The organism is Treponema sp. R8-4-B8 (assembly GCF_054786175.1).
The window spans coordinates 17652-43124 of record NZ_BDHE01000481.1 but is presented as its reverse complement, the minus strand read 5'-3'; the positions used below and the strand labels follow the sequence as shown (position 1 = coordinate 43124).

The window sequence follows — 25473 nt, the reverse complement described above, 5'->3', positions numbered from 1 at the left end:
TGATCTTCTCTTCCTTTGTGGTCTTTGTGAGAAAATTTTACCTAACTTTAAAACTCATACGCTGTATCGGTGATGGACCATGTTTTAATATAGCCTCTTTATGCGCTTTGGTCGGGTAGCCCTTGTGTTTCTCGTAACCGTATTGGGGGTAGAGTAAAGCCATTTCGTCCATGTAACTGTCACGGGCTGTTTTTGCTAGGATTGAGGCGGCCATTACTTCGCGGATTTTCGCGTCGGCTTTTACCATTGGAGTGCATACAATGCCGATGTCGGGGGCGTAGAGGCCGTCTATTATAACGGATAGATTTTCGCTTGAAATATCGCGCTTTTTACGCATTTCTTCAAAGGCGCGCTTCATCGCAAGAAGGCTTGCCTGTAAAATGTTGATGTCGTCAATCTCCGTGTGACTCGCCCAGCCGATTCCCCATGCAAGCGCGCCTTCTAAAATTTGCCGCCGCAGGTCTTCACGTTTGGCGGCGGAGAGTTTTTTTGAATCGTTCAATAAATCGCGCGTTTCGCGCGGAAAGCCTTCGCCCAGTATTACGGCGGCGGCGCAGACTGGGCCGGCAAGAGGGCCGCGCCCCGCCTCGTCAATTCCGCAAACCATTATTAACTCTCTGTAATTATATGAAGAGCGTCCTTTAAACTTGGGTCGCGTGAATAATAATTTTCTTCCAGTTCTTTTTCTTTAAGCCCCATTAATTCATGGCTCATGTAATGAATCCAGTAAATGTCGTCTGTTACCGATACGTCGTGTTTTCTGCACCAATAATCGGGTTGAATCGGAAGCTGTTGCGCTTTATCGTGAAAATATTTGTAATCGTGTACCGCGATTTTAAGATCATTACGCGGGATTCCTTTATCAAGAATGATTTGTGCAAGATGGTTTATTGTTTTGCCCGAATCGAATATATCGTCTATCAAAAGCACTTTGTCCCCAACGCGAAGATAATCGGGCGAATATGTCCAGCCGTCAACTTTTACCTGACCCGATTTAGCCACGTCCGAATAAGAGCGGGCGACCACCGCGGCGTAGTAAACAGGGTGCGCTCCCTTGTGTACGATTTTAAAATACTCGCTGATGATGTTTCCAAGATACGCGCCGCCGCGGAGAGAAACATAGATTACGTCGGGAATGAATCCATCCTTGTAAATATGGTGCGCGAGTTTAATAGCGTTGTCGCGTACCGTGTCAAACTGCATGAATTCTTTATTCATTATACCTCCTTGGAACGCGGAAGAACCCAAAGAAACTTCCGCATAAGCCGCCTATAATATGCGCGAAATGGGAAATATTATCCTTATCCGCGCCTGACCTGTTAAATATTTGCACGCCCAAATATAATATTAGCACAAAAATAAACGTAAGGGGAATTTCCCCTTTTGAAAAATTTGTAAACGAAGACAAAAGAATCATCATAAAAACAACGCCAGACGCGCCCAAAAGATAAGTGTTAAAAAAGAGCGCGTTTAAAATTCCAGTGACGAGCGCGGTAATGAGTATCATAACTAAGAGCGTTTCCGAGCCGTAACGTTCTTCCAGCATTGGTCCGATTAAAAGTATTAAGGTAAAATTGCTTATCAAGTGAGCCCAGTTGGCGTGGCCAATCACATGGGTAAGAAGAGTGACCCAGTTTCTAAAACTGCCGGCGTGAAAATTATTTCTTCCGGGAACCATAAACCAGTTTTCAATAAGATGAGGCATAAACGTGCTTGATAGGAATAAGATGAAAGCGCAAACAAGAGAGAATGACAGTACCGTAGGCGCGTTATATTTAATTCTCATGCAATTTCAATCTCCACAGGACAGTGATCGGAGCCTTCAACTTCCGGCCTTATTATTGATGATTTTACCTTAGGCAGAAAGCCTTTGTCTACACAGTGATAATCAATTCTCCACCCGACGTTTTTCGCGCGCGCCTGCCCCATGTACGACCACCATGTGTAATGATCTTTTTCTCCCGGATGAAAATGGCGGAAAGTGTCGATGTGTCCCGCCGCCAAAAATTTATCCATCCATGCGCGTTCCTCAGGCAGGTAGCCGGCATTTTTTTCATTGGCCTTGGGGCGCGCAAGATCGATGGGAGTGTGCGCGACGTTGAAATCGCCGCAAAGTAAAAAATGGCGCTCTTTTTTTACGATAGAATTGCACAGTTTTAAAATAGCGTCATTAAATTTAAGTTTGTAATCTAGCCGCCTGCCCTCATCCTGCGAATTGGGAAAATACGCCGCTATCAGGGTAAAATCTTTGTAATCGGCGATTAAAACGCGGCCTTCTTCGTCAAATTCCGCTTTTCCTAAAAAACGCACGTCGTCAGGTTTTGTCTTTGTGTAAATCGCCACGCCGGAATAACCTTTCTTTTTCGCGCTTGCCCAATAGGAAGTATAAGTCGTACCGACTGGATTTATAAATATTGGCGAAAGCTGCCCTGGTTCGGCTTTTGTTTCGTTAATGCACACTATGTCGGCGTTTTCTTTTTTTAGCCAATCAAAAAAACCGCGTTTTTCTACGGCGCGGATGCCGTTTACATTCCACGAAATTATTTTCATGCGTTATTGTACTCTTAAATTACTTTTTTTTCTATCCATTTGTTGCTTAGCCACCGTTTGGTGTAGAATATCCCCCGGAAAAGGAAGTCCGCGCCCATAGCCAAATAAACTCCTACGGGTCCAAAACCTAACTTATACGATAAAATATAAGCTGAGCATACCCTTACAAACCACATTGTGCAAATGGCGACAATCATCACATAACGCGCGTCCCCCGCGGCTTTTAGCGCGTTTGGAAGCACGAATGACGGACACCAGAAAAGCGTGGAAGTTACGCAATGAACCCTTAAAAACAATACGCACAGATGGTGCGCTTCTTGTGATAAGTTAAAAATGTTGATTATAGGATTCATAAAGATAAATATAAAAATGTTTATTATTAAATATGTTAAATAAGAGAGTATTACGATTTTTTTTGTATGCCGTTTTACCGCGAGATAGTCCCCGGCCCCGATGCATTGGCCTGTAACGATTAATAGCCCCATGCCAAAGCCGCTTCCCGGCATAAAAGCGAGAGAATTTATCGTTCCCCCGACGGCGTTAGCGGCGATGGCGGCCGTTCCGAATACCGTAAAAATTCTTGTAATCAGTATTTTTCCCACCTGAAACATTGACGATTCAAAGCCGCTTGGTATCCCGATATTGAGAATGCGCTTTATCATGCCGCCTTCAAGTTTTATCTTTGTCAAGCCGCTTAAATTGATAATTTTTGTTCTGTCTTTTACTAAAAGATAAATAAGCACGGCCGCCGCTGCAATGCGCCCTATAAGGGTAGATAATGCCGCGCCCGCCACGCCCCATTTAAACACATAGATAAATAAGGCGTTTCCGCCGACGTTTAAGATATTCATCAGTACTACTATTTTCATCGGGACTTTTGAATCTCCCATGCTTCGAAACATCGCGGCGGCGGCGGTGTACAGCGCGAGGAACGGATATGAAATCGCTATAAACAAAAAATAAATATCCGCCGAGCGCATTACGTCGTCGGCGATGTTTCCAAAAATAGTTTTAAGCATTATCTGGCGCGTGAAAATGGTAAAGAACATTAGAGTTACAGAAATAATTAAACTGATATATATCAATTGCTTTGCGGAATCGCAGGCGTTACCCTCTTCTTTGCGTCCCAGATACTGGCTTGCGACAACTGAGCCGCCCGTTGCTATAGCGTTAAACGCGGTAATAATAAGAAAATTTATGGTTTCAACCAGTGAAATCCCGCCTACCGCGTGTTCGCCGACATAGCTTACCATTACCATGTCGATAATTCCCATCATTACGACAAGGAGCTGTTCGATAATAAGCGGCCAAAAAAGGGTAAAAAGGCGTTTGTTGTTCCAATCCGCGACAGGCAAAACTACAGGCGTATCCATAGGAGAGCTTCTCGCCGCAGGTTCGACGGACGCGGTGGGAAATAGCTTGTCTTCCAATTATTACTCCTTTAAAATTCACTTTTTCTTAACAGTTTATGTTTTTTATGTTATATTAACAAGTATGGCGTGTTTATTTGATTATATTAAATGGCGGGGAGATTTAGATTTTAATGTGTCTCCTTTTAATCCGGTGGATAATATTATTTTTTCCCAACTTTCATATCTTACTCTCGACGGAATTGTTCCGGGGCCTGAAGACAACGAAGGGATTAGCATCGCTCTTGCGGTAAGGGTTTATAATGAAAAATCCAGCCAACCAGGTTTTAAATTGTCTTCGATATTCAAAGAAGATAATGATTTAATCAGGGCTCTTGGCGCGTCAAGACGGTTTGGAAATTGCCAGTTGTTCGGTTTTGTAAATAATGTAAACGAGGATCGTGAAATTCAATTTTCAGCCGTTTGCGTTTACACAAGCGACGATCATTGTTTTGTAGCGTACCGTGGGACTGATTCGTCCATTTTGGGGTGGAAGGAAGATTTTAACATGTGCTTTAAGGACGTTATTCCGTCCCAGCTTGCCGCCGTGGATTATCTTGAAAAAATGGCTCCCAAGATAAACGGCTCCCTGCGCGTCGGCGGACATTCAAAGGGTGGAAATCTGGCGATTTACGCTACTTCCAAATGCGACAGCAAAATTCAAAAGCGCATAACAACAATTTACAGTAACGATTCGCCGGGTTTTAGCAAAGAATTTATTAACAGTAGCGGTTTTAACGCGATTAAAGACAAAATTTGTTTTTATGTTCCGCAGTCGTCAATTATCGGAATGTTTATGGAACACGGCACTGATTACACCGTAATAAAAAGCAATGAAAGCGGCCTTATGCAGCATAATCTTTATTCATGGGACGTGGCATATAACGATCTGGTACCCGCCGAGAAAACAACCGTCGGCAGTAAATTTGTAAATGACACTTTGCGCGAATGGCTCGCCAATCTTGACAACGAAGAGCGTGAAAATTTTATAGAAGCCGTATACCATATCCTGACCGCCGCTGACATTAAATCGCTTTCCGAGCTTGACACCTCATGGTTTTCATTATTAGGCCGCGTATATAAGTCGCAAAGCAACATGGAAGACTCCAAGAAAAAAATTATTTGGCAGACATTAAAAGAACTAGTCCATTCCGCGGGTCGCAATTTAGATACTCTTTTGAAAAAGTGAGCAGTGAGCAATGAGCAGGGAGCAATGAGTAGTGAGAAGTGAGCAGTGAGTGTGGGGAGTAGGGTTATTGTTCGTTATCTGCGCGTGAGGAAACACGCTAAGCTTGCTTGTCACTACTCATTGCTCACTGCTCACTGTTTATAGTAAAGGCGCGAAGATGCGTAATATGTCGGAAATAACGCTCTTAAATTTTTTGTCGGCGCAGTCTTTTAGAGTTATTTCTTGTGAAGAGGGCAGGGTGTTTAAGAAGTCTTCTTTGACAGCGGCTACTGTTTCGCTTGCGTAAATTAATACGCCGCATTCAAAGTGAAGGTATAGGCTTCTGAAATCTAAATTTGTCGTGCCTACGGTCGCCATTCTGTCGTCGCAGACAAACGTTTTTCCGTGGTTAAAACCGCTAGTGTACTCGTAAACTTTAACTCCAGCTTGAATTAGCCTTCGGTAATATGAGCGGGAAGTGATCGCTACAATCCATTTGTCCCAGCGGTGGGGCGTTATTATGCGGATGTCAACGCCGCTTTTTGCGGCAAGTATTAAGGCGGAAAGAAGGTTGTCGTCTACAATCAGGTACGGGGTGTTGATGTAAACGTATTTTTTAGCCTGATTAATTATTTGAATGTATACGTGTTCCCCTACGTTTTCCTTGTCAATGGGACTGTCGGCATAGGGTTGCACATAACCCCACGCTTCAAAACCTTCGGACACTCCTGTTTCCGTGTGTTCGATGATATTGTCTTTCCACGGAAAAAACGACGGATAATCGTCTTTTTCCTTAAACCCTAAATTCCACATCTGCAAGAAAATTAACGTTAAAGACCACGCCCCGTCCCCCTCAATTTTTATCGCGGCGTCTTTCCAGTGGCCAAAACGTTCAACAGCGTTGATGTATTCGTCCGCCAAATTAAGTCCGCCGGTGAAGGCTATTTTACCGTCTATCGAAATAATTTTTCTGTGGTCGCGGTTATTCTGCAATGAAGAAACAATCGGCCTGAAACGGTTAAAAACAAAACATTTAATCCCCTTTTGTTTTAGAGTTTTTGGAAAATCGGGCGGCAGGGTAAAAAAGCAGCCCATGTCATCGTACATTATCCGCACGTCAAGGCCCGCGGCGGCTTTTTTTTCCAGAATATTCAATATTGAATTGAACATTTGCCCTTCTTTTAAAATAAAGAATTCCATAAAAATATATTTTTGCGCTTTTTCAAGGTCTTCAAGCACTCTGTTAAAAAAAGATTCGCCTGAGGGGAAATATTCCTGCCTTGTATTTCCATACACGGGAAAACCGGCGTATTCCTGCAAATAATGGGCCTGAGTTTTAAAATCGGGATAAATGTCGATAAGTTCGTTAAGCCGGTTCCCCGTAAGGTAAAAAGCCTCGTGGCTTTTCGCGATGTTTCCAAAAAGGGATCTTCTGATTTTTCGGGGGTTTGACCAGATATTTAAAACTATATAAAGGATTCCGCCAAAAAGGGGAAGCAGCAAAAATATAAATATCCATGTAAGTTTAAAACCGGCTTTTTCATATTTATTAATTATATTAATACTGACAATAATGCTAAGAATAGAAAGAACCCAATAAGAAAATTTTACATATAAGCCGGTTCCGGCTACAAGGAAAATAAACAGGAGAATCTGCGCGAGAAGGGACAGAATAACAAGAACCCTTCTTCTAAAGACAAATTTTACCGTATACTTTAATTTCTTTTTTATCATCAATATCACTATATATTTTTTTTAAGGAATTCTCAAGAAAAAACTAGTACTCTGTAACAGCTAGATATTTACAAAGAAGACCTCACGCAAAAGCGCAAAGACGCAAAGAACGCAAAGATTGTTGTTTGCAGGATTATTGTTTTTCCATAAAAATTTGTAGTTAAACTAATATATCTTGATCAATAATGGGCTCTCGTACAGGAACTTTGCGCCTTCGCGCCTTTGCGAGAGAAAATTTGAAAATAATGTTTTGTTACAGACTACTAGATTGGCCAATGGCCCGCTCCGTGACGCAGTACTTTTACTTCGTCGGCGCATAAATCAAGAATTGTGGAAAAAATCCGCTCCCGTTCTTCGCCGCCGTCAAGGATAAGATCCAAACCGTCAATTTCGTCAAGTTCCCATCCGCTTTCAAAAAGGTCTTCTTCGGGGATAGGCGGCAGTTCCGTGACAGCTTCTTCGACATGGCGGGCGTTAAAATCTTCACCTCCCGTCATGCTCTTTTTTGCCGTTATTGAATAAAGCGGGGATTTAAGAGTTTCGATCAGGCGGATTGGAACAGGGTAATCGGGAATGCGCACGCCAAGCTCGTGACGGCGGATATCAAGAAATTTTTCCGTTCCCGACAGTGTTTTTAAAATAAATACATAAGGCCCTGGAGAGAGCCTGTTGATCAGCCTGAAGCGGGTATTGTCCAAGCTGACAACTTCCACAAATTGGGAGATGCTTGAGCAAAGGAGCGTGAAGTGCCGTTCGTCTCTTTCACCTGAAAGTTTTCTTAATTTTTTAATAGCGGCGGGAGATTTAATCGAGCAAACAATGCTCCAGCTTGTGTCGGTAGGAAGCGCGACAAGCCCTCCGTTTTCCAGCGTTCTCGCGGCGCGGTTTAGTATTCTGTCGTCAATATTGGAGGGGATAATATATTCAGTCATTTTTTACGGGACCCACATTAACTTGTCGGGGGCTGATTCTTTTAGAAAAATATTGTTATAACGCCCTGAATGTTTAAAAGAAGTTGTTTCTGGAAAATAAGTTTGCATAAAAAACCAGAGCACGTCGGCCATTACATTTGAAGAATCGGTTAAAGCGTAACGGTACCAGATTTCTTTTTCTTCAAGTATTTTTCGCGTTTTTTCATTATCTTTGCATAATTCGGGGTCGGTAAGCCGCCTCAGTTCGCTTCTAAGCCCGCCGTAGTCTGTTTTTCCCACGAAAAATAACCTTAGGCGGTTGTTTTCATCCATCCAGTATATTTCAAAAACTCCGGCAAGGGCCGGAACTTTGGTGATAATTTCATAACGATCGGCCTTGGAAAGAGGTGACCATTCAACGGAATAATAAGCGTCCCCGTTCTTTTCAATTGCCGTAATGCCGTATTTCATAACTCACTTTAACATATTGAGATAACATTTTCTATACATGAATATTTATAATTGTATGAAAAACGATACACTTTGATAAATATTAAGCTCATTAAGAGCCGTCTCTTTCACGTAATTCCTTATCTGGTAAAGAATTACAGCAAAATAATCAAATATTAACCTACTTGGCATGAATCTTGCTATATAGTAAGTGTGTATTTTGTCATTGAATAGACAGGAGGAAAATATGGTTAAAAAGACACAAAAAGCGAATGATAATTTACTTGATACTTATTATAAGCAAATAAAGGTTTTTCCCCTTTTATCGTTTGAAGAAGAATTGGAATTATCAAAACAGATACAGAACGGTAATACCGCCGCGCTTCACGCTCTTGTCAATTCAAACTTGCGTTTAGTTGTAAAGATAGCGGGAATGTACAATATTCCCGGCATTTCAAAAATGGATATGATTCAGGAGGGGAATATCGGGCTTTTAAACGCGGCTAAGAAATACGATTTCCGCAAGAACGTGCGTTTTTCAACATATTCAAGCTGGTGGATAAAACAATTTATCAGCCGTTATATTTCCAGCAGGCGGTATTTTGTCCGTCTGCCACAGCGTAAGGAAGAAACTTTACGAAGGATTCAAACCACATACAGCGTTCTCTGCCAAAGTTTGATGCATCAGCCTAAAAATTCCGAGATTGCGAAAGAGCTTGGCATTTCCGTTCATGTTGTTGATTCTTTCGCGGGTTTCACCGCCGATTCAATGTCTTTTGATCAGGTCATAAGCGATGATGATTCCATCAGCGCGGTTGATGTTCACGAAGATTATACTTATAATCCCGAGCGGGACCTGATGAAAAAAGCGTCAAGAGACGGCGCTCTGCGTATTTTAAGCAAATTAAAAGATAAAGAAAAACACATTATCAGCCACCGCTATCAGCTGAACGGTTGTGAGCGTTGCACATTAAGGGAAATAGGGGATAAACTTGATATTTCTCCCGAAACTGTCCGTCAGATTGAGCAGAAGGCGCTTAGGAAAATAAAAAGCCACGCGAAAGAATTAAGAGACTGCCTATACGTTGAGGCAATTTAATATATAATGATTCAATGATCACTTGCGGCGCGTTGGTTATTTATAAAAACAAACCCGCGATTGTTAAAGACCAAACGGATGGGAAATTTTCCATTTCCCTTCAAAACGGCGAACAGGTAAAGGTTCGCGACAAAGATATTGAATTGATCCATTTGGGGCCTGTAAATAATTTTAATGAAATTGACCGCGGCAGTCAGTCCGTCTCTTCTGTTCGTGAAGCGTGGGAATTGTTATCAGGCGAAGGCGCGTCATTATCATTAAAAGATTTAGCCGGTTTTATTTGCAACGAGTATACTCCGTCTTCCGCCTACGCCGCGTATTGCGCGTTAAAAGACGGTTTGTATTTTAGCGGCACTATTGACGCTGTTACTCCGCGAAGCAAGGGCGAAGTAATTTCCGAAGAATCAAAGAGGGCCGCCGCGCGGCTTGAGTCTGGCGAGCGGACGCAATTTCTGGAGCGGTTAAAAGCGTGCATGAAAAATCCCGCCAACAATAAACTCTTGCCTGAAGACGCGCGTTATCTTCAGGATGTTGAAGCTCTCGCGTTTGGCAAATCAATAAAGAGCAGGACAATGAGGGATTTAAATCTAAGTGAAACGCCTGAAGACGCTCATTTATTGCTCCTCAAAACTGGCTTCTGGACTGGAATGGTGAACCCTCACCCCAGCCGCTTCGGTGTTTCGCTCTGTGGCGCGTCCGTCTGCCCCGCCTCTCCCCCAGAAGAAAGCCGGCGCGACTTATGCCGCCTTGCCGCATTCGCCATTGACAGCCCGTGGAGCAACGACCCAGACGACGCGGTTTCTATCGAAGCCGAAGACGGCAATAGCGTTTTATATGTCCATGTCGCCGACCCCGCCGCCTCAATTTCTTTTGACAGCCCCGAGGAGAAAGAAGCCCGCGACAGGGGCGCTACCCTATACCTTCCCGAAGGCGCCGTCCGCATGTTAGCGCAGGACGCGATTCCCATATTCGCGCTAGGTCTTTCTGAAAAGTCTTTCGCGCTGACATTTAAATTGACAATTGATAAAGACGGCGCTGTTTTAGATACGGAAATATTTCCCTCTGTCGTAAATGTGCGGCGTATGACTTATGAAGAGGCGGACAGGGTAATGGATACGGAGCAGGCCGATTCTGCGGCGTTACGGGAACTTTTTTCCCTGTCGCGGAAGATTTATAACCGCCGCACCGCATATGGCGCGGTTAATATTGATCTTCCCGACGTTCACATAACGGTTGAAAATGAGAAAATTGAAGTTACGCCGATAATCGACTACCGCAGTTCTTTTTTGGTTAAGGAGTGCATGATAGCGGCGGGTGAGGGCGCGGGAAACTGGGCGGCTGGAAAAGGGCTTCCCTTTCCGTATATTAGCCAGGAAGTGGAAATACAGGGAAAAATTTTTGGCGGTTTAGCCGGTTCCATTCAGTTACGCAAGTGCATGAGGCCGCGAACTCTTTCCGTAAAACCGGGACGGCATCAGGGGCTGGGACTGGACACCTACACGCAAGTGACAAGCCCTCTGCGCCGTTACACCGATTTACTTGCCCACATTCAGATAAGGGCATTCCTGCGCGGAAACAAACCACTTTCCTCCGACGACGTTTCGGCGCGACTAGGTTTCAACGAAGCGGCTGTAACCGCGGCCGTTCACGCGGAAAGGGCGTCCGACAATCACTGGAAAATGGTTTATTTATCTGACAAAAAAGATTCAGTCTGGGACGCGGTCGCCACAGAAAACAAAGGCAGCCGCTGGGCTGTAATTATTCCCAAGTTAGCGTTAGAAGCGCAAGTTTCGTTACAGAGGGATGTTGCGCCTAACGACAGGGTAAAGCTAATTTTAAAATCAGCCAATATCGCCAAAGGCGAAGCCGTCTTCACGCAGGCAATTTAAGTTAGCAGTTAGCAGTGAGCAGTTAGCAGTGAGCAATGAGCAATGAGCAATGAGAAGTGTTCTTGTTTGCTATCGGTGCGTAAAGTACCACGCCACGCTTGCTAATAACAACCCTACTCCCCATTCCCTACTCTCTACTCACTGCTCACTGCTCACTGCTCATTGCTCCCTAAGTATAGTTAAAACAACGGATAGAGTGTCCGGCGCTTGCTTGGGTTAATTCGGGGTGTTCGCGTAAGCATCTTTCGCTTGCCTTTGGGCATCTGGGAGCGAAAGAACAGGATGCGCCGGTAATTTGCGACGTGACTGAAGGAGTGGCTTTATTTGCGTTCTCCGTCTCGGTGGCAATAGGGATTCCGGCGGCGGAGGAGAATAAAAGTTTTGTGTAGGGATTTAAAGCGTCACGGTACAGGTTCGCGGCGGGGGCTTCTTCCATCAACTCGCCTTTGTACATTACGCCGATTCTATCGCAGAAATAACACGCTACTTTTAAATCGTGGGCTATGAATAAAAAGGACATGTTTCTCTTTTTTCTGATGTCGAGTAACAGATTGAGAATCTGCCCCTGGATTGACACGTCAAGGGCGGAAACTACTTCATCGCAGATTAAAACTTCAGGCTCCATTAAAAGCGCGCGGGCGATGGAAATTCTTTGCCGCTGGCCGCCCGAAAACTCCGACGGGCGTTTTTCTAAGTCGGCTGCCTGTAGGCCTACCTCTTCCAAAATGGCGGCGGCTTTTTCTCGGAGTTCCTTCTCGCTGACGCCTCTCTTTTTTAGCGGTCTGCGGCAACCGGAAACTAAAACTTCATAAACGCTCATCCTCGGGTTAAGCGATCTTGCCGGGTCTTGAAAAACATAGCGTACTTTTTCTCTGTATTGCCTTAACGCCTCTTTTTTTAAACTGGCTATTGAAACTGGGTCGTCTCCTTCATAATGCAGAATCTCCCCTGAATCGGCTTCGTACATCCGCACTAACATTCGCGCCGTAGTCGTCTTTCCGCAACCGGATTCGCCGACAAGCCCGTAAGATTCGTTTTTATCGATATAAAACGAGATGTCATTTACGGCGTTTACAAAACGTCCGTAACGGGCAAAGAATCCCGCTTCAAGATTAAAGCGTTTGTGTAAATGTGAAACTTTTAATATTGGCATGGGCTGTCTCTATCTCCTTGTAAGTTAGTGAATAGTATATAGTATATAGCGGGTAGTGGATAGTGAGCACGCGCGATAGTGCCAATCAGCCTCCAATCTGTATAAACATCTACGGTTTTACCGTTAGCGGTTACGCCGATAAAGGTAACAGGGTTATCAGTTACACCGCTTCCGCTTTTGCAGCCGCCATCATCGCCGCCAATGCTAAAGTGCGGAGCGATAAGCCGTTCATAAGTGCCTTTTTATAAGGAAGTTGTTCAGAAACTGAAGTTTCCGAACAACTTTAATGATGATTTTAAATTCACTGTTGCCACTGTCATCGTTAGCTATAACCCCCTTGAATAGTTGGAACAAGTCCAGCACTATAGCTTTTTTTTCTCCTATGGCGTTTCCGCCGGAGCCGCGGGCGCGGGTGCCGGAGCAGGTTGTGCCGGAGTAGCGGGTTTTTGTTGGGCAAAAGCCGCCCCCATAATTACGCAAGTCAATACCATTATGCAAAAAATCTTTTTCATATAAAACTCCTTTTTGTTTTATTATTGGAATTTTAAAGTTTTTGTCATGAGTGTTTTACGCACAAGTTTTTATGGAAGAAAAAATCTCTGCGCCTCCGCGAGAGACTTTTCTTAATTCTTCTCAGAGCCGCCGCTTGACAAGCTGTCAGGTTATTCTCTAATAAATCTCCGCTTTCTCTACCCGCTATCCCCATACACCGCTCGGTAGCGTATATATGTCGCATAACGACACTACCGGAATTAGGTAACAGTTACCTTTGCGCGACCAGATGATTAGTGTGCCGAACGTGGTGTCCGATACGGCTGTCTATTTTCCGTCTGCGGGCTTCACCGTAACAGCACACTCTGCCGTCTTATTGCCGTCCTCTGTGGTAACTGTAATTGTCGCGGTTCCGGCGGCTACGGCGGTAACAGTGCCGTTGTTTATGGTTGCCACACCTCCATTGCTGGTACTCCATGTTACATTTTTATTTGTAGCGTTATCAGGCGTTATGGCGGGAGTAAGAATAGCCGTGTCATCTACGGTCAAAGTAAGAGCGGTTTGGGAAAGTGTTACGTCAGTAACGGCGCTATAGTAAAAAATATCCGCCGTTTTCTGCGATCCGCTTATGACAAAGCCCGGTCTTGCCACTGCCACGTTTAAGGTTCCGCTTGATGTAAAGCCGCTGATTTGCAATGTGTACGGGTTGGAACCTGAGAGCGTCCCCTTGATCACGCCGGACACGCCGCTTAATGTGATGTTGTCTGCGGTAAGACCGCTAATCGGCTTGTCAAAAGTAAGCGTCAACTGCGTAGTGGACTGAGTTGTCGAGCCGTCGGCGGTAACGCTGTCTAAGGCGAGCGACGGTAAAGTATCGTTTGTCGTATTAATTGCATCTGTTCCATAAGCGCCACCGTAGTTGGCTGTACCGCCGGCTTTATAGAGAGACGCGCCGCTGGAAGCCGTGTTTGCAAGCCCTGTCCCTGCGGATGAACCGTAAATAGTACCGCCTGACATGGTGAATGTTCCGCCGGCTAAATACACGCCGCCGCCGTTACCGCTGTTATTTCTAAAACCGGTAATGGTAACATTGTTATTCATGGCAAAAGTTCCGCCGTTAACAAACACGCCCTGGCGATTTGACGCGGCGGAGCCGTTCCCATTAAGGGTAAGGCTTCCGCCCGTTCCGTCCAAATTCAATGAAGCGCCTGAATTAACGGTAAACATGCGGTAAGCCCCGGCGGAAGCGGTAATAGTGACGGCCGATTCAACAGCCAGCGTTATGTGTTTGTTGTTTATGATATAGCCGGTATTGGCCGTCATTCCCGGTTCGGGTACGGTAATATTCCGCATAATGGTTATTTCTGTGGGGTTGCTCGCGTTCCCCGCCGAAGCGGCTTCTATTGCCGCATTAAGTGTTAGGAACTCTGTCAAACCGATCATCGCTACTGGTACGTTATTCACAACCAGTTTCCCGATATCTGTTCCGGAGTCTTCGATTAAATATCCGACCGGCGCGCTGTTGACAGAGTCGGGGGCGTTGATTGCCTGAGTTGCGCCGCTTGTAATAAAATTCCCCGTCTTGAATTTTCCCACGTCCGCCGTTGTCAGGGCGTAACCTGAACCTGCTACGGCTTGCAGTACATGTTTGTTTAACCATTTTTGGGGGACATCGGTTATGGAAGCGACATCCGCATATAGGTTAATGCTGTTTACGCCGCCGGTCAACGCGGGACCAATGCCGATAACGGCGTTCTTTGTATCGGTTGCCTTTAAGGTGACAACGCCAATTTGAGCGCCGCCCGACAAGGTAAGGGAGCCTTCCTCTGTTATAAAAACATCGCCTTGTCCAGATGAAACGGTGTTTCCGCTGACATTGCCGCCGTTTGCGGTAAAGGTTCCGTCCACATACACCACCCCGTTAGGTGAACTTGTGGTATGCCCGGTGATTTTGGAACCGTTCTCCATGATCAAGGCTCCTGCTGTTACAGAAACCAGCGAAGTCGTGCCGTTTGAAATACCGAACAGGGTAATGTTATTCCCGAGAGTAAGACTTGCCCCGTTTATTGTAAAGAGAGGCGAATTTGCGGACGCGCCCATTATCATTCGTTCTCCCGTTCCAATGCTTTTAATTGTTAAATGGCAATTGGCCGGCAGGGTCCAACTGCCGATGTTTACGCTTGTTTTAGTAGAATCATACGCGCCTATAAGCAGAGTGTAATCTTCAGGAGTTTCAATAACATGGTTAATGGCTTTGATAATGTCGTTGGCCCCTTCCTTATCGGAAACGTCAACGAGTTTATCAGCAATCCAATGGGCGGTAAGGGTCATATCTCCGGCTACCTTATCATTGCCGAAGTCCCATTTTTTACCCATAAAATACCAGTCGATAAATGTACAATTTGCTGGCGGTGTCGGCTGGTACAGGCCAGCCGGAATGGGTTTGAGGTAATTCGGCGCACCAGGGTCGTTTATTGTTTGATCAAAAAATCCAACACCAGTCAAAGGCTGCGTTTTCCCGTCATTGTAATCAAAGGTAACCGCATATTTCATTTTGCTAAAATGCTCGTCTTTGAATTCAAACTCAAAAGAACTTTCCAGATATTGATATACGTGCAGTATCTCACTATAGGTGAGCTTCTGCGCGTTTTCACGCTCCAGTTCAAAAACAACAGTGTAATAACCGGAGTTAAGGTCAGCGGAACCGGTAAATGCCAACGCTTCTGTAAGGTCAAATTCCACAGGAGCAGGCGCCGTCCCGGTTAAAGGGTCTGCCGGAACAATGGTCATAGATGCGGAACTAAGACCGGCGGGGAATGTAATCTTCCACTTGAACGTACCTTTTTTATTTTCGGTAATGAGCGTTATTAGAGTTACGGTATATGCTTTTATATCACCATCGGCAATAGTGATCCCCCCGACAGTACCGTCGCCTTCAAGCCGCCCCTGTGCCGCGAGTTTAGTTTTATCCGCGTCCTCCCATGCGTTTACCAGCAGATCATATTCTCCCGCAGGTACCGTAATTGTATAGGACGAACCGGTATTGTCAGATGAAACTACTAAGGCGAGCCCCACCGCAGGATCGGTATCAATGGTTCCGGGTTCATAGAAATAAAACGTAAACGCTTTAAATTGGTCCAAGTCCGAACCGGGAAGAATAGTCCTGCCGTTTACCCCGCCGATAACAAGCGTTACTTGACCTGTTCCGTCCGGCGTTTGTGGCGACAATGAATTAAAAGGATCATGGCAAGCGAAGAAAATTACAAAAGTGAATAGAACCATGATCATACGGAAGAATACCGCGCTCAAGCCGGTTGTGTTTTTCTTCATAACTAATTTTTCGTTTCTCATATTTCTTTCCTCGTTTCTCATAACGCCATTTCTCATAACGGCGGCCTTGTGTTGACGGTACTGAATACAATTCCGAAAGTACCCAAATAATAAGTATCCTTATCATAAGGCTCTACATAGATATAAAACGTACCGGTCGAACTGGCGGTAAATGATTGGGGACTATTCCAATTACCATCAATTTCTGTAAAAATTCTTGAACCACTATCATAATAGCCGCTAATCTGAACATCCCCTTTTTTACTGCCGTTGCCGTCCCAATCGTCATTACACCAGATATAGTATCTTGTTCCGGAAATAACATCAAAAGAATACCACTTGTTGGGATTTGCATTGGTAAGGTTGCCATTCTCCCATGTACCTTCGGTAAGCGGAGTAGCGTTGGGAGGGGAATTATGAGCGCCGCTTGGCCTTGTGTTACCGGCACTATACACAATTTCAAAAGTTCCGTAATTAGAACTTGACGCGCTTTGCGGGCGTACCAGAATGGTAACTGTGCCGGTCATTTCGGCGTTAAATGATTTTGGCGTACTCCATGCGGTATCGGTATTAGGTATGGCTTCCTTTTTATTACTGTTGTACCAGACGGTCACATCGACATCCGCCGGCGTATTGCCATTAATGGAATTAAAAAATGAATTTGAATTATTTTTATCATTCCACCAGAGGTAATAGTTAGTCCCGCCTGTAACTTCAAACGAATACCAATACCGGGGGGTAGTACTGCTTAATGTATCCAGTTCCCATACATCTGGGGAAAGATGCTTTGGCGTGATATTGGTTAAAGGAAGAGTATTGTTGACAGGTCTTGTGTTTCCGGTACTACTGTACACGATTCCATAAGTACCCAAGCTTGAAGAAGAATAAGGCTTCACCTGAATATAAATTTTTCCGCTCGATGAAGCGGGAATTGACAGGGGAGAACCCCATGAGTAATCTTTCTCAAGAGCAATTATTTTACCGTTATCGTAAATAATGCTAACGTAAACATCTGCCGTTTTAGTACCGTCGCCATAACCATAATCACGTTCATTCCACCAAACGTAGTAAGTTGTTCCTGAAACAACGTTAAATGAATACCAATCCTGTTGGCTTGTTGCGGTAAGCTCACCGTCAGACCAGTTGTTATCAGTTAAACCGATAACAGTAGTATTTGTTATAAACGCCACAGTATCGCCGGTACTGCTGGCCTTGTCGTCGTATCCGGCTGCGCTTAGGGATAAAGAATATATTCCGGTGCTTGTGGGCGTATATATTGAAGTAGTTGCGCCGGAAATAGCTTCTGAATCTTTTTCCCATGAATATTTAATGGCTACATTATTGGTGTCAGGCTCGGTTCCCGTATAACCGGCAGTGAGCGTAGTACCCGATTCTACCTTACCGGAAGGATTAATGTTTATTTTCCCTGTCAGGGTACTAGAAGAAACAGAACGTCTATCGCTGGTTTTACTGGGGTAACCTGGGGCGCTTACGGTTACGGAGTAGTATCCTGAACTAAGCGGCGTATATGTCGCGGAAGTCGCTCCGGTAATTGTGGTGCTTGAACCTGTAGAAGTTGAAGAAGATAACCATTGGTAGCTGACCATCTGGTTTCCGCTGTAAACGGCGTAAAGTTTATTATATGTAGTAGCACCGCTGGTGGGGTTTACGGTTATGTTTCCCAACTGCGGCAGGGTGCCGCTGGTACTGGAAATATTCTCGGTGCCATAACGCCCGCCGTATTTGGCCGTTCCGCTGGAGGCTACATAAATAGCAGCAGTATTAGTAGACGCTTCATTTCTCAACGATTGTGGCACGTCATTGCCATTGCCGTAGATAGTCCCGCCGCTCATTGTAAAACTTGAAGTGGCACCGATTACGCACACGCCGCCGCCGGGATAACCGGAATTAGTGGTATTCCTGAAACCGGCAATAGTAACATTATCTTTAACGGCGACTGTTCCGTTGTTAACATGAATACCCCGCCGGTTCGCGATGGAAGCCAAGTAGCCGCCGCTAAGGGTAAGGCTTCCGTTTGAGCCGTCCAATGCAAGGGACCCGCCTGGATAAACCTCAAACAGGGCAAAGCCTCCGGCGGAGGCGTTAATACTCAATTTGCAGTCGGTTTCAACGGTAAGCGTTATGTTCTTGCCGTTATCTATGTTATAACCGTTTGTTTTTATTCCCGTTTCGGGCGTGGTAACGTCGGATAAAAGGGTTATTACCGTTTCAGTGCCGTCATCGGCGGCGGCTTCTATGGCAGCGTAAAGGGTGGCGTATAACGTTGGTCCGATCCTCGCCGCCGGCAGCCGTACCCAGATGATAACGAGCGTGCTGTACAAGACGCCGTCTTTTTTCGCTTGCGCGGTAATAAATTTAGGGCCGCTTACATTTTCAAAAATCGATGGTACCAGAGGAACAGTATCGCCGGTTCCCTGATATTCGTTATTGTAATACCAATTAATCTCATCAAAAGCGTCGGCATTGGTTACCTCAAGATTTGCCGTAGTAAGCTTATCCGTGTTATTAGTAATAATTATACCGGAATCAATTACCGTGTTATTGTCGGTGATTGCAAATTGAAAAGTAAACTTCCCGGCCGTCTGCCAGTTGGCATAGAGGGTAATATTTTCGATAACAGTATCGTTAAAGTCCCATTTTTTGGAATCGTCCCAAGTTCCGCCTGTTGGTACGTCAGTTGTGTACCAGCCGCCAAAGACATAGCCGGGGTAGGTTGGGTCAGTTGGTTTGTTTATCTTTGCGTCGATGTCGCAAGTTTGAAGTCCGTTGTCCAATCCGTTATTGTAAACAAATGTAACGAGATAATTTTTAATATTAAAATCCGCATCAGAGAACGTAAAGGTAAAATTACTTTCCAGATTTTGATATATATGCAGTACGTCCCTGCGTTCAATTTTCTGCGTCGTATCGTCCTTGATCAAAGTTGTCAACACATTGTAGTAGCCTGAAATTAACGCACGTGAATCACTTTTTTGAATAACGGGCGTACCACCGATGAAGTACAAGGTCTGCACAGGGGTTCCGTTTGGACCAAGGGGCGTTATGGTCATGAAGGCTTTGGTTATGTTTGCGGAGAATGAAATATTCCAACTGAACGTTCCCGTGTTTGCGGTAATCACCTTCAGGCTTACGGCGCCGATATTGTTTTTACCTTCTTCAATTTCAATGTTGTTGAGTTCCCCATACGCCACAGGCAGAACTCCTCCCGCGTTCATATAGGCGGTTACGTGCAAATTATATTTTCCGGCATTAAGAAGGATAGGGACCGTGCCAAGAGTGTCGTTGGTACGCGTTTCTGTAACGGACGCGCCTCCTTCGGGGATAAATTCAAGCGCATATTCCGCAAAATTATTTTTAGTAACAGAAGGAAGAATAGTACGCCCGTTTATGTCGGAGATGACCAGCGTAAATAAACCTTTTCCCGCCGGGATTTCAGGCGTCTTCTGCTCCGGTGAATTAACTGTGTCCTGACAGGAGGACAAAATTAAAAAAGAAAAGAGAAACAAGAAAAGGGAAAAAAGAACCGGGAGAAATTTTATTTTCTTCATTTTACCACCTCAAATGTAATAGTTCTGCCGTACGGCACGTCGTTTTTCCTTACTTCAAGCGTTATATAGTGCTTCCCTACCATGAAATCCTTCGAATTCAGTTCAATTGACGAACCGGTTTCGGAAATGCCGTATGTCTGTATAAACCAAGTTATGCTGTCGTATTGGGACGGGTTTTCCACGGAAACGGTAGTTGTTCTGTTAGCACCCGTACGGGAAATTACCGGTATGGAAATAGTCGGCGCCTGTTCGATCTCTTCAAATGTCAATGTAAGACCGTATGTGAACAACCGTTTCGCGTACAGTGTGATGCTTCCGGTAACGGTATCGGAATTAAAATTCCATTTGTTGACATACGCTTCTTTATACCAGCCGTCGTAAATATAGCCGGTTGGGTCAGGAGGTTCAGTCGCCTTGCCGCCTGATAGCACGTTCTGTACAAGTACCGTCCTGCCGTCGTCAATCTTGAAGGTAACGTTGTGGAATGTAATTGAGGTGGCGCTGATTTTTGCCGTACCGGCGTTATAGTTAACATTTGCCTTTGAGCGGGCAAAAAAGTAATACGTTGTATCAAGAGAAAGGCCGCTAAATGTCGTTCCGTCCTGCCAGCCGCTTTCCGGGGTTGCGGTTGTCGTGTTTTTGGCGTACTCAACGGTTTGACCGCTGGCTGGCTGGCTTAAAGGAGTAACAATAACACTGAGCGAAGAAGCGTCCGGGGCAACAATGGGCGTACCAACATCCGCGCCGTGGGCTTTATAGACGGTAACATAAACAGACCGTATCACTTTCTCGCCGTTCCAGCCGTTTATGCTGGTATAATCGTAATTAGACGCGTCATACGGGGTAAAATCCACAAGATACCCGATGTTGTTTACCGGGGGAACGGTTGCGCCGTCTTGCCATGCGAAATAACCGTAAAGAGTACTGCCGCCTTTCAATTCTGATTGTGAGAGCTTATCGCCGTAGGTTATTGCCTCCGCCGTCGGGAAGCTAATGGCCGGCGTCGCCTTGTTGACGGTCAGATCGGCGGTATTTACATGATGACCGCCTATCGACACCGTAACAGGTTTATTGTCGTGCGCCGTGTGGGAAAGCGTATCGCCGTCCGCCGGATCAGAGGAAATAGTCTTACTTTCAAAATCGGCAAGATCGACAATTTCGGTTGTATCGTCTTCTAAAGTCAATTTCACGGAAAGACCTGACAGATCAAGCGTATCGCCGTGGGTGTATGCCAATGTTGAAGGTTGCGTCTCGAGCGATATTGCTTTAATCGCCTTTGCGAGCGTTTGCGCGAATGTGTATGAGATTGTGACGGATGTATCTGTTCTTCCCGATATTGCGGCGGTATAACCGTTAATTTCAGCCGTAAGCGACTCCGCAAATTTACTGTCTGTTTTTGCCGTAACCGTAACCGCCGCCATGTAACGCGTGCCGCCTAAGAACGGATTGTGAGCAGGCGACCATGAGACCGCGCTTAATGTGTAACTGTCGCCGCTTTCGGCGCTTGCGCTTATAGCGGCGGTCGTATCCGGCGTTTCGCCTTTACCGGGGCCGGTTACCTCAATGGCGATGTTGTAGATAAGTTTTACCCATTTCGCATACAGGGTGATATTTCCCGTAACGGGAGTGTTAAAGTCATAGACTTTCGTTAAGTCGGAATCCGAATACCAATCGTCAAAACTAAAACCGGTTTTTTCCGGATCGTCCGGACGTGTCGCGCAGGCGCCTCCTTCCACTCTCTGGCTTGCCGGCGTATTGCCGCCGTTACTTTCAAAGATTACGTCATAATAGGCGGGAATTACCGGCGGGCCGTTGTAAACTATGTTTACCAAAAAATCCTGAGTATAATCTTTTCCTTCCGCTTTGCCTTCCGTTATTACCGCCGTTATTGTAACCGTTCCGACCGCCGCAGCGTTTAATATGTTTCCGCTTAAGCTCGCCTCTGTTGTTCCGGCATCTTTAACAGACCAAACAATATCTTTGTAACTCGCAAAAGCGGGTCTGACTGTTCCTGTAAGGACAAGGGGAGTCTCCACTTCGCCGGTTTCCGGCACGCCTTCAATAGACACTACCCGGTAATAATACGGATCGTGCCCGCAGTTTGCCATTATCAACAGCACGGCAAATAAGAGGTATGGTCGCCAGCGGATTTTTTTCATTGGATTTTTATTCATTCTTTCTTCCTTCCCCTACGGAACTACCACCGGATTTTGCGTACCCGCTGGGAAGCCCTTCAGTATAGGCAGCCTGCCGTCCGCTATATCCCATATAGCCGGGTCAAAGAGCGCCGTATCGATCCACCATGAGGCGCTGTGCCATTCGGTCTGGGTGATGTCCAGACCGTTACTGTTGGTTTTTGTACCGTCTGAGACCACGCTGCCGTTTACCAGCATGTCGGCGCGGGCGTAGTTGTTCTGCATCCCGCCAGCTCCCCCAACCACCCGTCCGGCACCAGCGCCTGGGACTGTAATTATATTACTCAGAGCTACACAGTTCTTCGTAGTACTGCTGCCGTTCCTTCCTGATATGCCGCCGGAATAAGCTCCGGCAATAAAATTTGTTGTATTGAAATTCATTTCGCCTGTTGAATAGCAATTCTCCACCGTAGCGTTATTAAAGTTATATCCCACCACACCGCCGGCATGATATATCCTACTGGTAACATTCCCCGTGGAATAACAGTTACGTACTATGGCTCCGGCACCTTGGTTCCCCCCCGCAATTCCGCCGACCACCTCACTACCGGAAACGTTAGCTGATGAAAAACAGTATTGTACTATGCCGCCATTGCCACTTGTTATGCCGCCATTTCCATTAACACTGCCTGAAACGGAGCAGTATTGTATTGTACCGCCTTTGTTCTGGTTCACTATACCGGCACCATTAACTGAAATATTAACCATCCTGACATTTGTAATGAGCGCGCTATTGTTGATATATTCAAATAAACCGGCGTTGGCCGTCGTGGTTAGATTTTCGATTTTCTTACCGCCGCCGTCGTATGTGCCGCTGAAGGGGTCGGTTTCGCTGGTTGGAACCGGCGTCCATTTTGCGATGGAGGAGAGGTCGATGTCGGCGGTCTGTCGGTAGTACGCGCTCAAAGTCCAGCCGTCTGTTCCGGTGCCGACCTTCTGTAAATCCGCAATTGTTGCAACTTGGAAGGGGCTGCTTGACGTGCCCATTGCTACTATAGCAATAGAAAACACCTTTGTTCTGTTTCCCTCTATGTTAGTTGCCTTAACGGTGAAATTAATTGTTCCCGCAGTTGTCGGCGTTCCTGAAATTACCCCTTCTGCAGAAAGCGTCAAGCCGTCGGGCAGCGTGCCTGTTTCAACGATCCACGTGATCGGCTCGGTTCCCGTTGCCGTTAAGGTTTGGCTGTAATCCGTTCCCGTCGTACCGTCCGGCAATGAAGTTGTGGTTATTGCGGGGGCTGTGCCGTTGCCGCCGCCGTCTTTGTTGGGGCGGACAAGCCGGAAGCCGATACCGTCAGATCCGAAGTTAGGGGTAAATAAGATGAAGACACGGAACGCGGAACGCAGGTGCTTGGCCTCACCGCTCCAGACTCCGCCGCGCATTACGCGGAGATTCCCCGATGACGCGCCCGTTGGGTCGGTCTGCGCGTCGCTTGAGTAACTTCCGTACCAGTCCCAACACCAATCATATACGTTCCCATGCATATCATACAAACCCCAATCATTGACAGGCTTCAATCCCACCTTATGCGTCTTATCCCCGCTGTTAACTTCATACCATCCTGTATTGTCGGTAATAGTATCCCCAGTGTTATACGCCGTCGTCGTCCCCGCCCGGCACGCGTATTCCCACTGCGCTTCGGTCGGTAAACGATACCCGGTAGAATTGGGAACAATTACTACGGCGTTCCATGTCGCGTTATTGCCCGTTGGCACCGTCCCCCATACCACAGGATCGGTACTTCCGATAATACTGTATGCGGGAGTTAATCCTTCCATAACGCTCAATTTGTTGCAGAATACCAACGCGTTATACCAACTTACCGTCTCAACAGGCAATTTGCCTGGCGTTCCGCTTTCCCCCGGTACGGCAGACGTGAAATTGCTCGGATTGTTCCCAATCACCGCCTGATACTGGTCCTGCGTTACCTGATATTTGCTCATGGAAAACCCGCTCAATGTTACCGTATGTTGCGGGCGTTCGGCTTCTCCTGATTCCGGTTCGGTATCAGGACTGCCCATGATAAATGTTCCGGCGGGTATCGTTAACATGTTATTTGCAATTTCTTGAATTACGGCCGTAGAAACCCATCTGGCATAAACGGTGATATTTGCGGTTACAGGGGTGTTAAAATTGTAAGGAATAACCAGAGCGGAATCCTGATACCAGTAATCAAAAGCATAACCGCTTCTTGCGGGACTCGCCGGAAGGCTCGCGGTACTCCCTGCTCCAATTGTCTGGCTGGAAACACTGCCGCCGCCATTGCTGTTAAATGTTACCGTAACGGCGACTGGAGTTCTTATACCAGCGCTCACGTTTGCCGTTCCCGCTTCGTAGCTGGTATTGGACGCCGATCGGGCGTAGACATAGTACGTCGTGTCGGAATCCAGTCCGTTAAATGTCATACTGCTCTGATATGGTGATAAACCCGTTCCGTCATCCGCCTTGCTGATTGCGTATTCTATGCTTTGTCCGGTATTCGATTGCAAAGTTGCAGTATTAACGGTAATACTGTCGATTATGGGCGAACCGCTTACGATAGGCTGGGTAACGCCTGAGCCTTCTGCTTTGTCAACTGTCAAATTATTGGTATTTACATAATGACTTCCTATCGAAACCTTAACAGGTTGGTTGTTATACGTTGCGCGGGAAAGCGTACTGCCGTTTGCGGGACTTTCTGAAATAAAGTCGCCAAAATCTTTAAGGGCAAAAATATCTGTTGAATCGTCATCGTAGGTCAGTATTGCTGAAAGCCCGGACAGATCCAGCTTTTCGCCGTGAATATATGTCGTTTTCGTCGGCTGTGAATAGATCGCTATATTTTTAACCGCTCTTGCAAGCGTTGGCGCGAACGTGTACGACAGGGTAACCGTCGTTCCAGTGTTGTTACTGATACTTGCGTCGTTACTGTTGATAGTCGCGGCGGTCAATCCGGTGAACGTATATCCTTCATTCGCCGTCAGCGTAACCATCGCCGTATATTCGGTAAGTCCCTTGAACGGGTTGTCATCAGGAGACCAAGAAACTTCTCCGATTGCGTACTTATCGCCTTCTTCGGGTCTGGGGCTTGCGGCAGTATCAGGCACGTCGCTTTTGGCGGGACCTGTTACGATAATGCCAACCTCGGTGACAGGTTCTGCCTTTTCCGTATCGTCTTCAACTATGTTAATTAAAAAATCCTGAGTATAGTCTTTTCCTTCCGCTATGCCGTCTTTTATTACCGCCCTAATTATAACTTTTCCGACTGCCTCGGCGTTTAAAATATTTCCGCTTATGCTAGCTTCCGTGGTTCCTGCGTCTGTGACGGACCAAGTAATATTTTTATTACTAGCGAAAGCGGGTCTGATTGTTCCCGTAAGGGCAAGAGGAGTTCCCGCCGTACCGGTTTCCGGCACGCCTTCAATAAACACTACTTCTATATGAAACGGATCCGTACCGCAGCCCGCCATCGCTAAAAATAACACCGCAAATAACAGCCATAAACGCCCAGTAATTTTGGATAAGGATTTAATACTCATTTTCT

General features: G+C 45.9%; 18 protein-coding genes. 4 read left to right on the top strand and 14 right to left on the bottom strand.

Features of this window, described 5'->3' with window-relative positions:
- Positions 1–37: 37 nt before the first annotated feature.
- From ACYVRA_RS10285 to ACYVRA_RS10265, 5 genes are read right to left on the bottom strand one after another with little or no spacing between them, the layout of a single operon-like run.
- A complete protein-coding gene (locus tag ACYVRA_RS10285) occupies positions 38–607 on the bottom strand; it encodes a ribonuclease HII (RefSeq protein ID WP_461252610.1) in 570 nt (189 codons plus the stop codon).
- 2 nt (positions 608–609) lie between these two features.
- Entirely contained in the window at positions 610–1218 is a 609-nt protein-coding gene (locus ACYVRA_RS10280; RefSeq protein ID WP_461252609.1) for a phosphoribosyltransferase, read from the bottom strand.
- A complete protein-coding gene (locus ACYVRA_RS10275; RefSeq protein ID WP_461252608.1) occupies positions 1211–1786 on the bottom strand; it encodes a rhomboid family intramembrane serine protease in 576 nt (191 codons plus the stop codon). Before ACYVRA_RS10275 ends, ACYVRA_RS10280 begins: the two co-directional genes overlap by 8 nt.
- Positions 1783–2550: an exodeoxyribonuclease III gene (locus tag ACYVRA_RS10270; RefSeq protein ID WP_461252607.1), complete on the bottom strand. Its 768-nt coding sequence runs from the start codon at positions 2548–2550 to the stop codon at positions 1783–1785. Before ACYVRA_RS10270 ends, ACYVRA_RS10275 begins: the two co-directional genes overlap by 4 nt.
- Positions 2551–2564: 14 nt before the next feature.
- Entirely contained in the window at positions 2565–3980 is a 1416-nt protein-coding gene (locus ACYVRA_RS10265) for an MATE family efflux transporter (protein WP_461252606.1), read from the bottom strand.
- A 64-nt stretch (positions 3981–4044) separates the two neighbouring features.
- On the opposite strand from ACYVRA_RS10265, the gene ACYVRA_RS10260 reads away from it, so the two are divergent.
- Complete coding sequence (locus tag ACYVRA_RS10260; RefSeq protein WP_461252605.1) at positions 4045–5148, top strand: DUF2974 domain-containing protein; 1104 nt, start codon at positions 4045–4047, stop codon at positions 5146–5148.
- A gap of 138 nt (positions 5149–5286) precedes the next feature.
- On the opposite strand, the gene cls is transcribed toward ACYVRA_RS10260, so the two are convergent.
- The 3 genes from cls to ACYVRA_RS10245 all read right to left on the bottom strand — a co-directional run bounded on the left by cls (position 5287) and on the right by ACYVRA_RS10245 (position 8243).
- Complete coding sequence (cls, locus tag ACYVRA_RS10255; protein ID WP_461252604.1) at positions 5287–6861, bottom strand: cardiolipin synthase; 1575 nt, start codon at positions 6859–6861, stop codon at positions 5287–5289.
- Between the two features lie 263 nt (positions 6862–7124).
- Positions 7125–7793, bottom strand: coding sequence for an L-threonylcarbamoyladenylate synthase (locus ACYVRA_RS10250; RefSeq protein ID WP_461252603.1), 669 nt, complete (start codon positions 7791–7793; stop codon positions 7125–7127).
- A 3-nt stretch (positions 7794–7796) separates the two neighbouring features.
- Positions 7797–8243 carry a hypothetical protein gene (locus ACYVRA_RS10245; protein ID WP_461252602.1) on the bottom strand — a complete coding sequence of 149 codons (447 nt, stop codon included), beginning with the start codon at positions 8241–8243 and terminating at the stop codon, positions 7797–7799.
- Between the two features lie 226 nt (positions 8244–8469).
- Here ACYVRA_RS10245 and ACYVRA_RS10240 point away from each other — a divergent pair, with 226 nt between their 5' ends.
- On the top strand, positions 8470–9321 hold the full coding sequence (locus ACYVRA_RS10240; RefSeq protein ID WP_461252601.1) for a sigma-70 family RNA polymerase sigma factor: 852 nt from the start codon (positions 8470–8472) through the stop codon (positions 9319–9321).
- 14 nt (positions 9322–9335) lie between these two features.
- On the top strand, positions 9336–11210 hold the full coding sequence (locus ACYVRA_RS10235; RefSeq protein ID WP_461252600.1) for an RNB domain-containing ribonuclease: 1875 nt from the start codon (positions 9336–9338) through the stop codon (positions 11208–11210).
- 169 nt (positions 11211–11379) lie between these two features.
- Here ACYVRA_RS10235 and ACYVRA_RS10230 read toward each other — a convergent pair whose 3' ends face one another.
- A complete protein-coding gene (locus tag ACYVRA_RS10230) occupies positions 11380–12363 on the bottom strand; it encodes an oligopeptide/dipeptide ABC transporter ATP-binding protein (RefSeq protein ID WP_461252599.1) in 984 nt (327 codons plus the stop codon).
- Positions 12364–12425: 62 nt separating this feature from the next.
- On the opposite strand from ACYVRA_RS10230, the gene ACYVRA_RS10225 reads away from it, so the two are divergent.
- The gene (locus ACYVRA_RS10225; protein WP_461252598.1) at positions 12426–12611 is read left to right on the top strand and encodes a hypothetical protein; all 186 of its coding nucleotides are present in this window, start codon (positions 12426–12428) and stop codon (positions 12609–12611) included.
- 132 nt (positions 12612–12743) lie between these two features.
- Here ACYVRA_RS10225 and ACYVRA_RS10220 read toward each other — a convergent pair whose 3' ends face one another.
- The 5 genes from ACYVRA_RS10220 to ACYVRA_RS10200 all read right to left on the bottom strand — a co-directional run bounded on the left by ACYVRA_RS10220 (position 12744) and on the right by ACYVRA_RS10200 (position 25468).
- Positions 12744–12875 carry a hypothetical protein gene (locus ACYVRA_RS10220; protein WP_461252597.1) on the bottom strand — a complete coding sequence of 44 codons (132 nt, stop codon included), beginning with the start codon at positions 12873–12875 and terminating at the stop codon, positions 12744–12746.
- Between the two features lie 307 nt (positions 12876–13182).
- A complete protein-coding gene (locus ACYVRA_RS10215; RefSeq protein WP_461252596.1) occupies positions 13183–16206 on the bottom strand; it encodes an Ig-like domain-containing protein in 3024 nt (1007 codons plus the stop codon).
- Between the two features lie 32 nt (positions 16207–16238).
- A complete protein-coding gene (locus tag ACYVRA_RS10210; RefSeq protein WP_461252595.1) occupies positions 16239–19754 on the bottom strand; it encodes an InlB B-repeat-containing protein in 3516 nt (1171 codons plus the stop codon).
- Positions 19751–21928 (bottom strand): InlB B-repeat-containing protein, encoded by a 2178-nt coding sequence (locus ACYVRA_RS10205; protein WP_461252594.1) that lies wholly within the window; start codon positions 21926–21928, stop codon positions 19751–19753. The genes ACYVRA_RS10210 and ACYVRA_RS10205 overlap by 4 nt, the downstream gene beginning before the upstream one ends.
- A 15-nt stretch (positions 21929–21943) precedes the next feature.
- On the bottom strand, positions 21944–25468 hold the full coding sequence (locus tag ACYVRA_RS10200; RefSeq protein WP_461252593.1) for an SUMF1/EgtB/PvdO family nonheme iron enzyme: 3525 nt from the start codon (positions 25466–25468) through the stop codon (positions 21944–21946).
- Positions 25469–25473 lie beyond the last annotated feature (5 nt).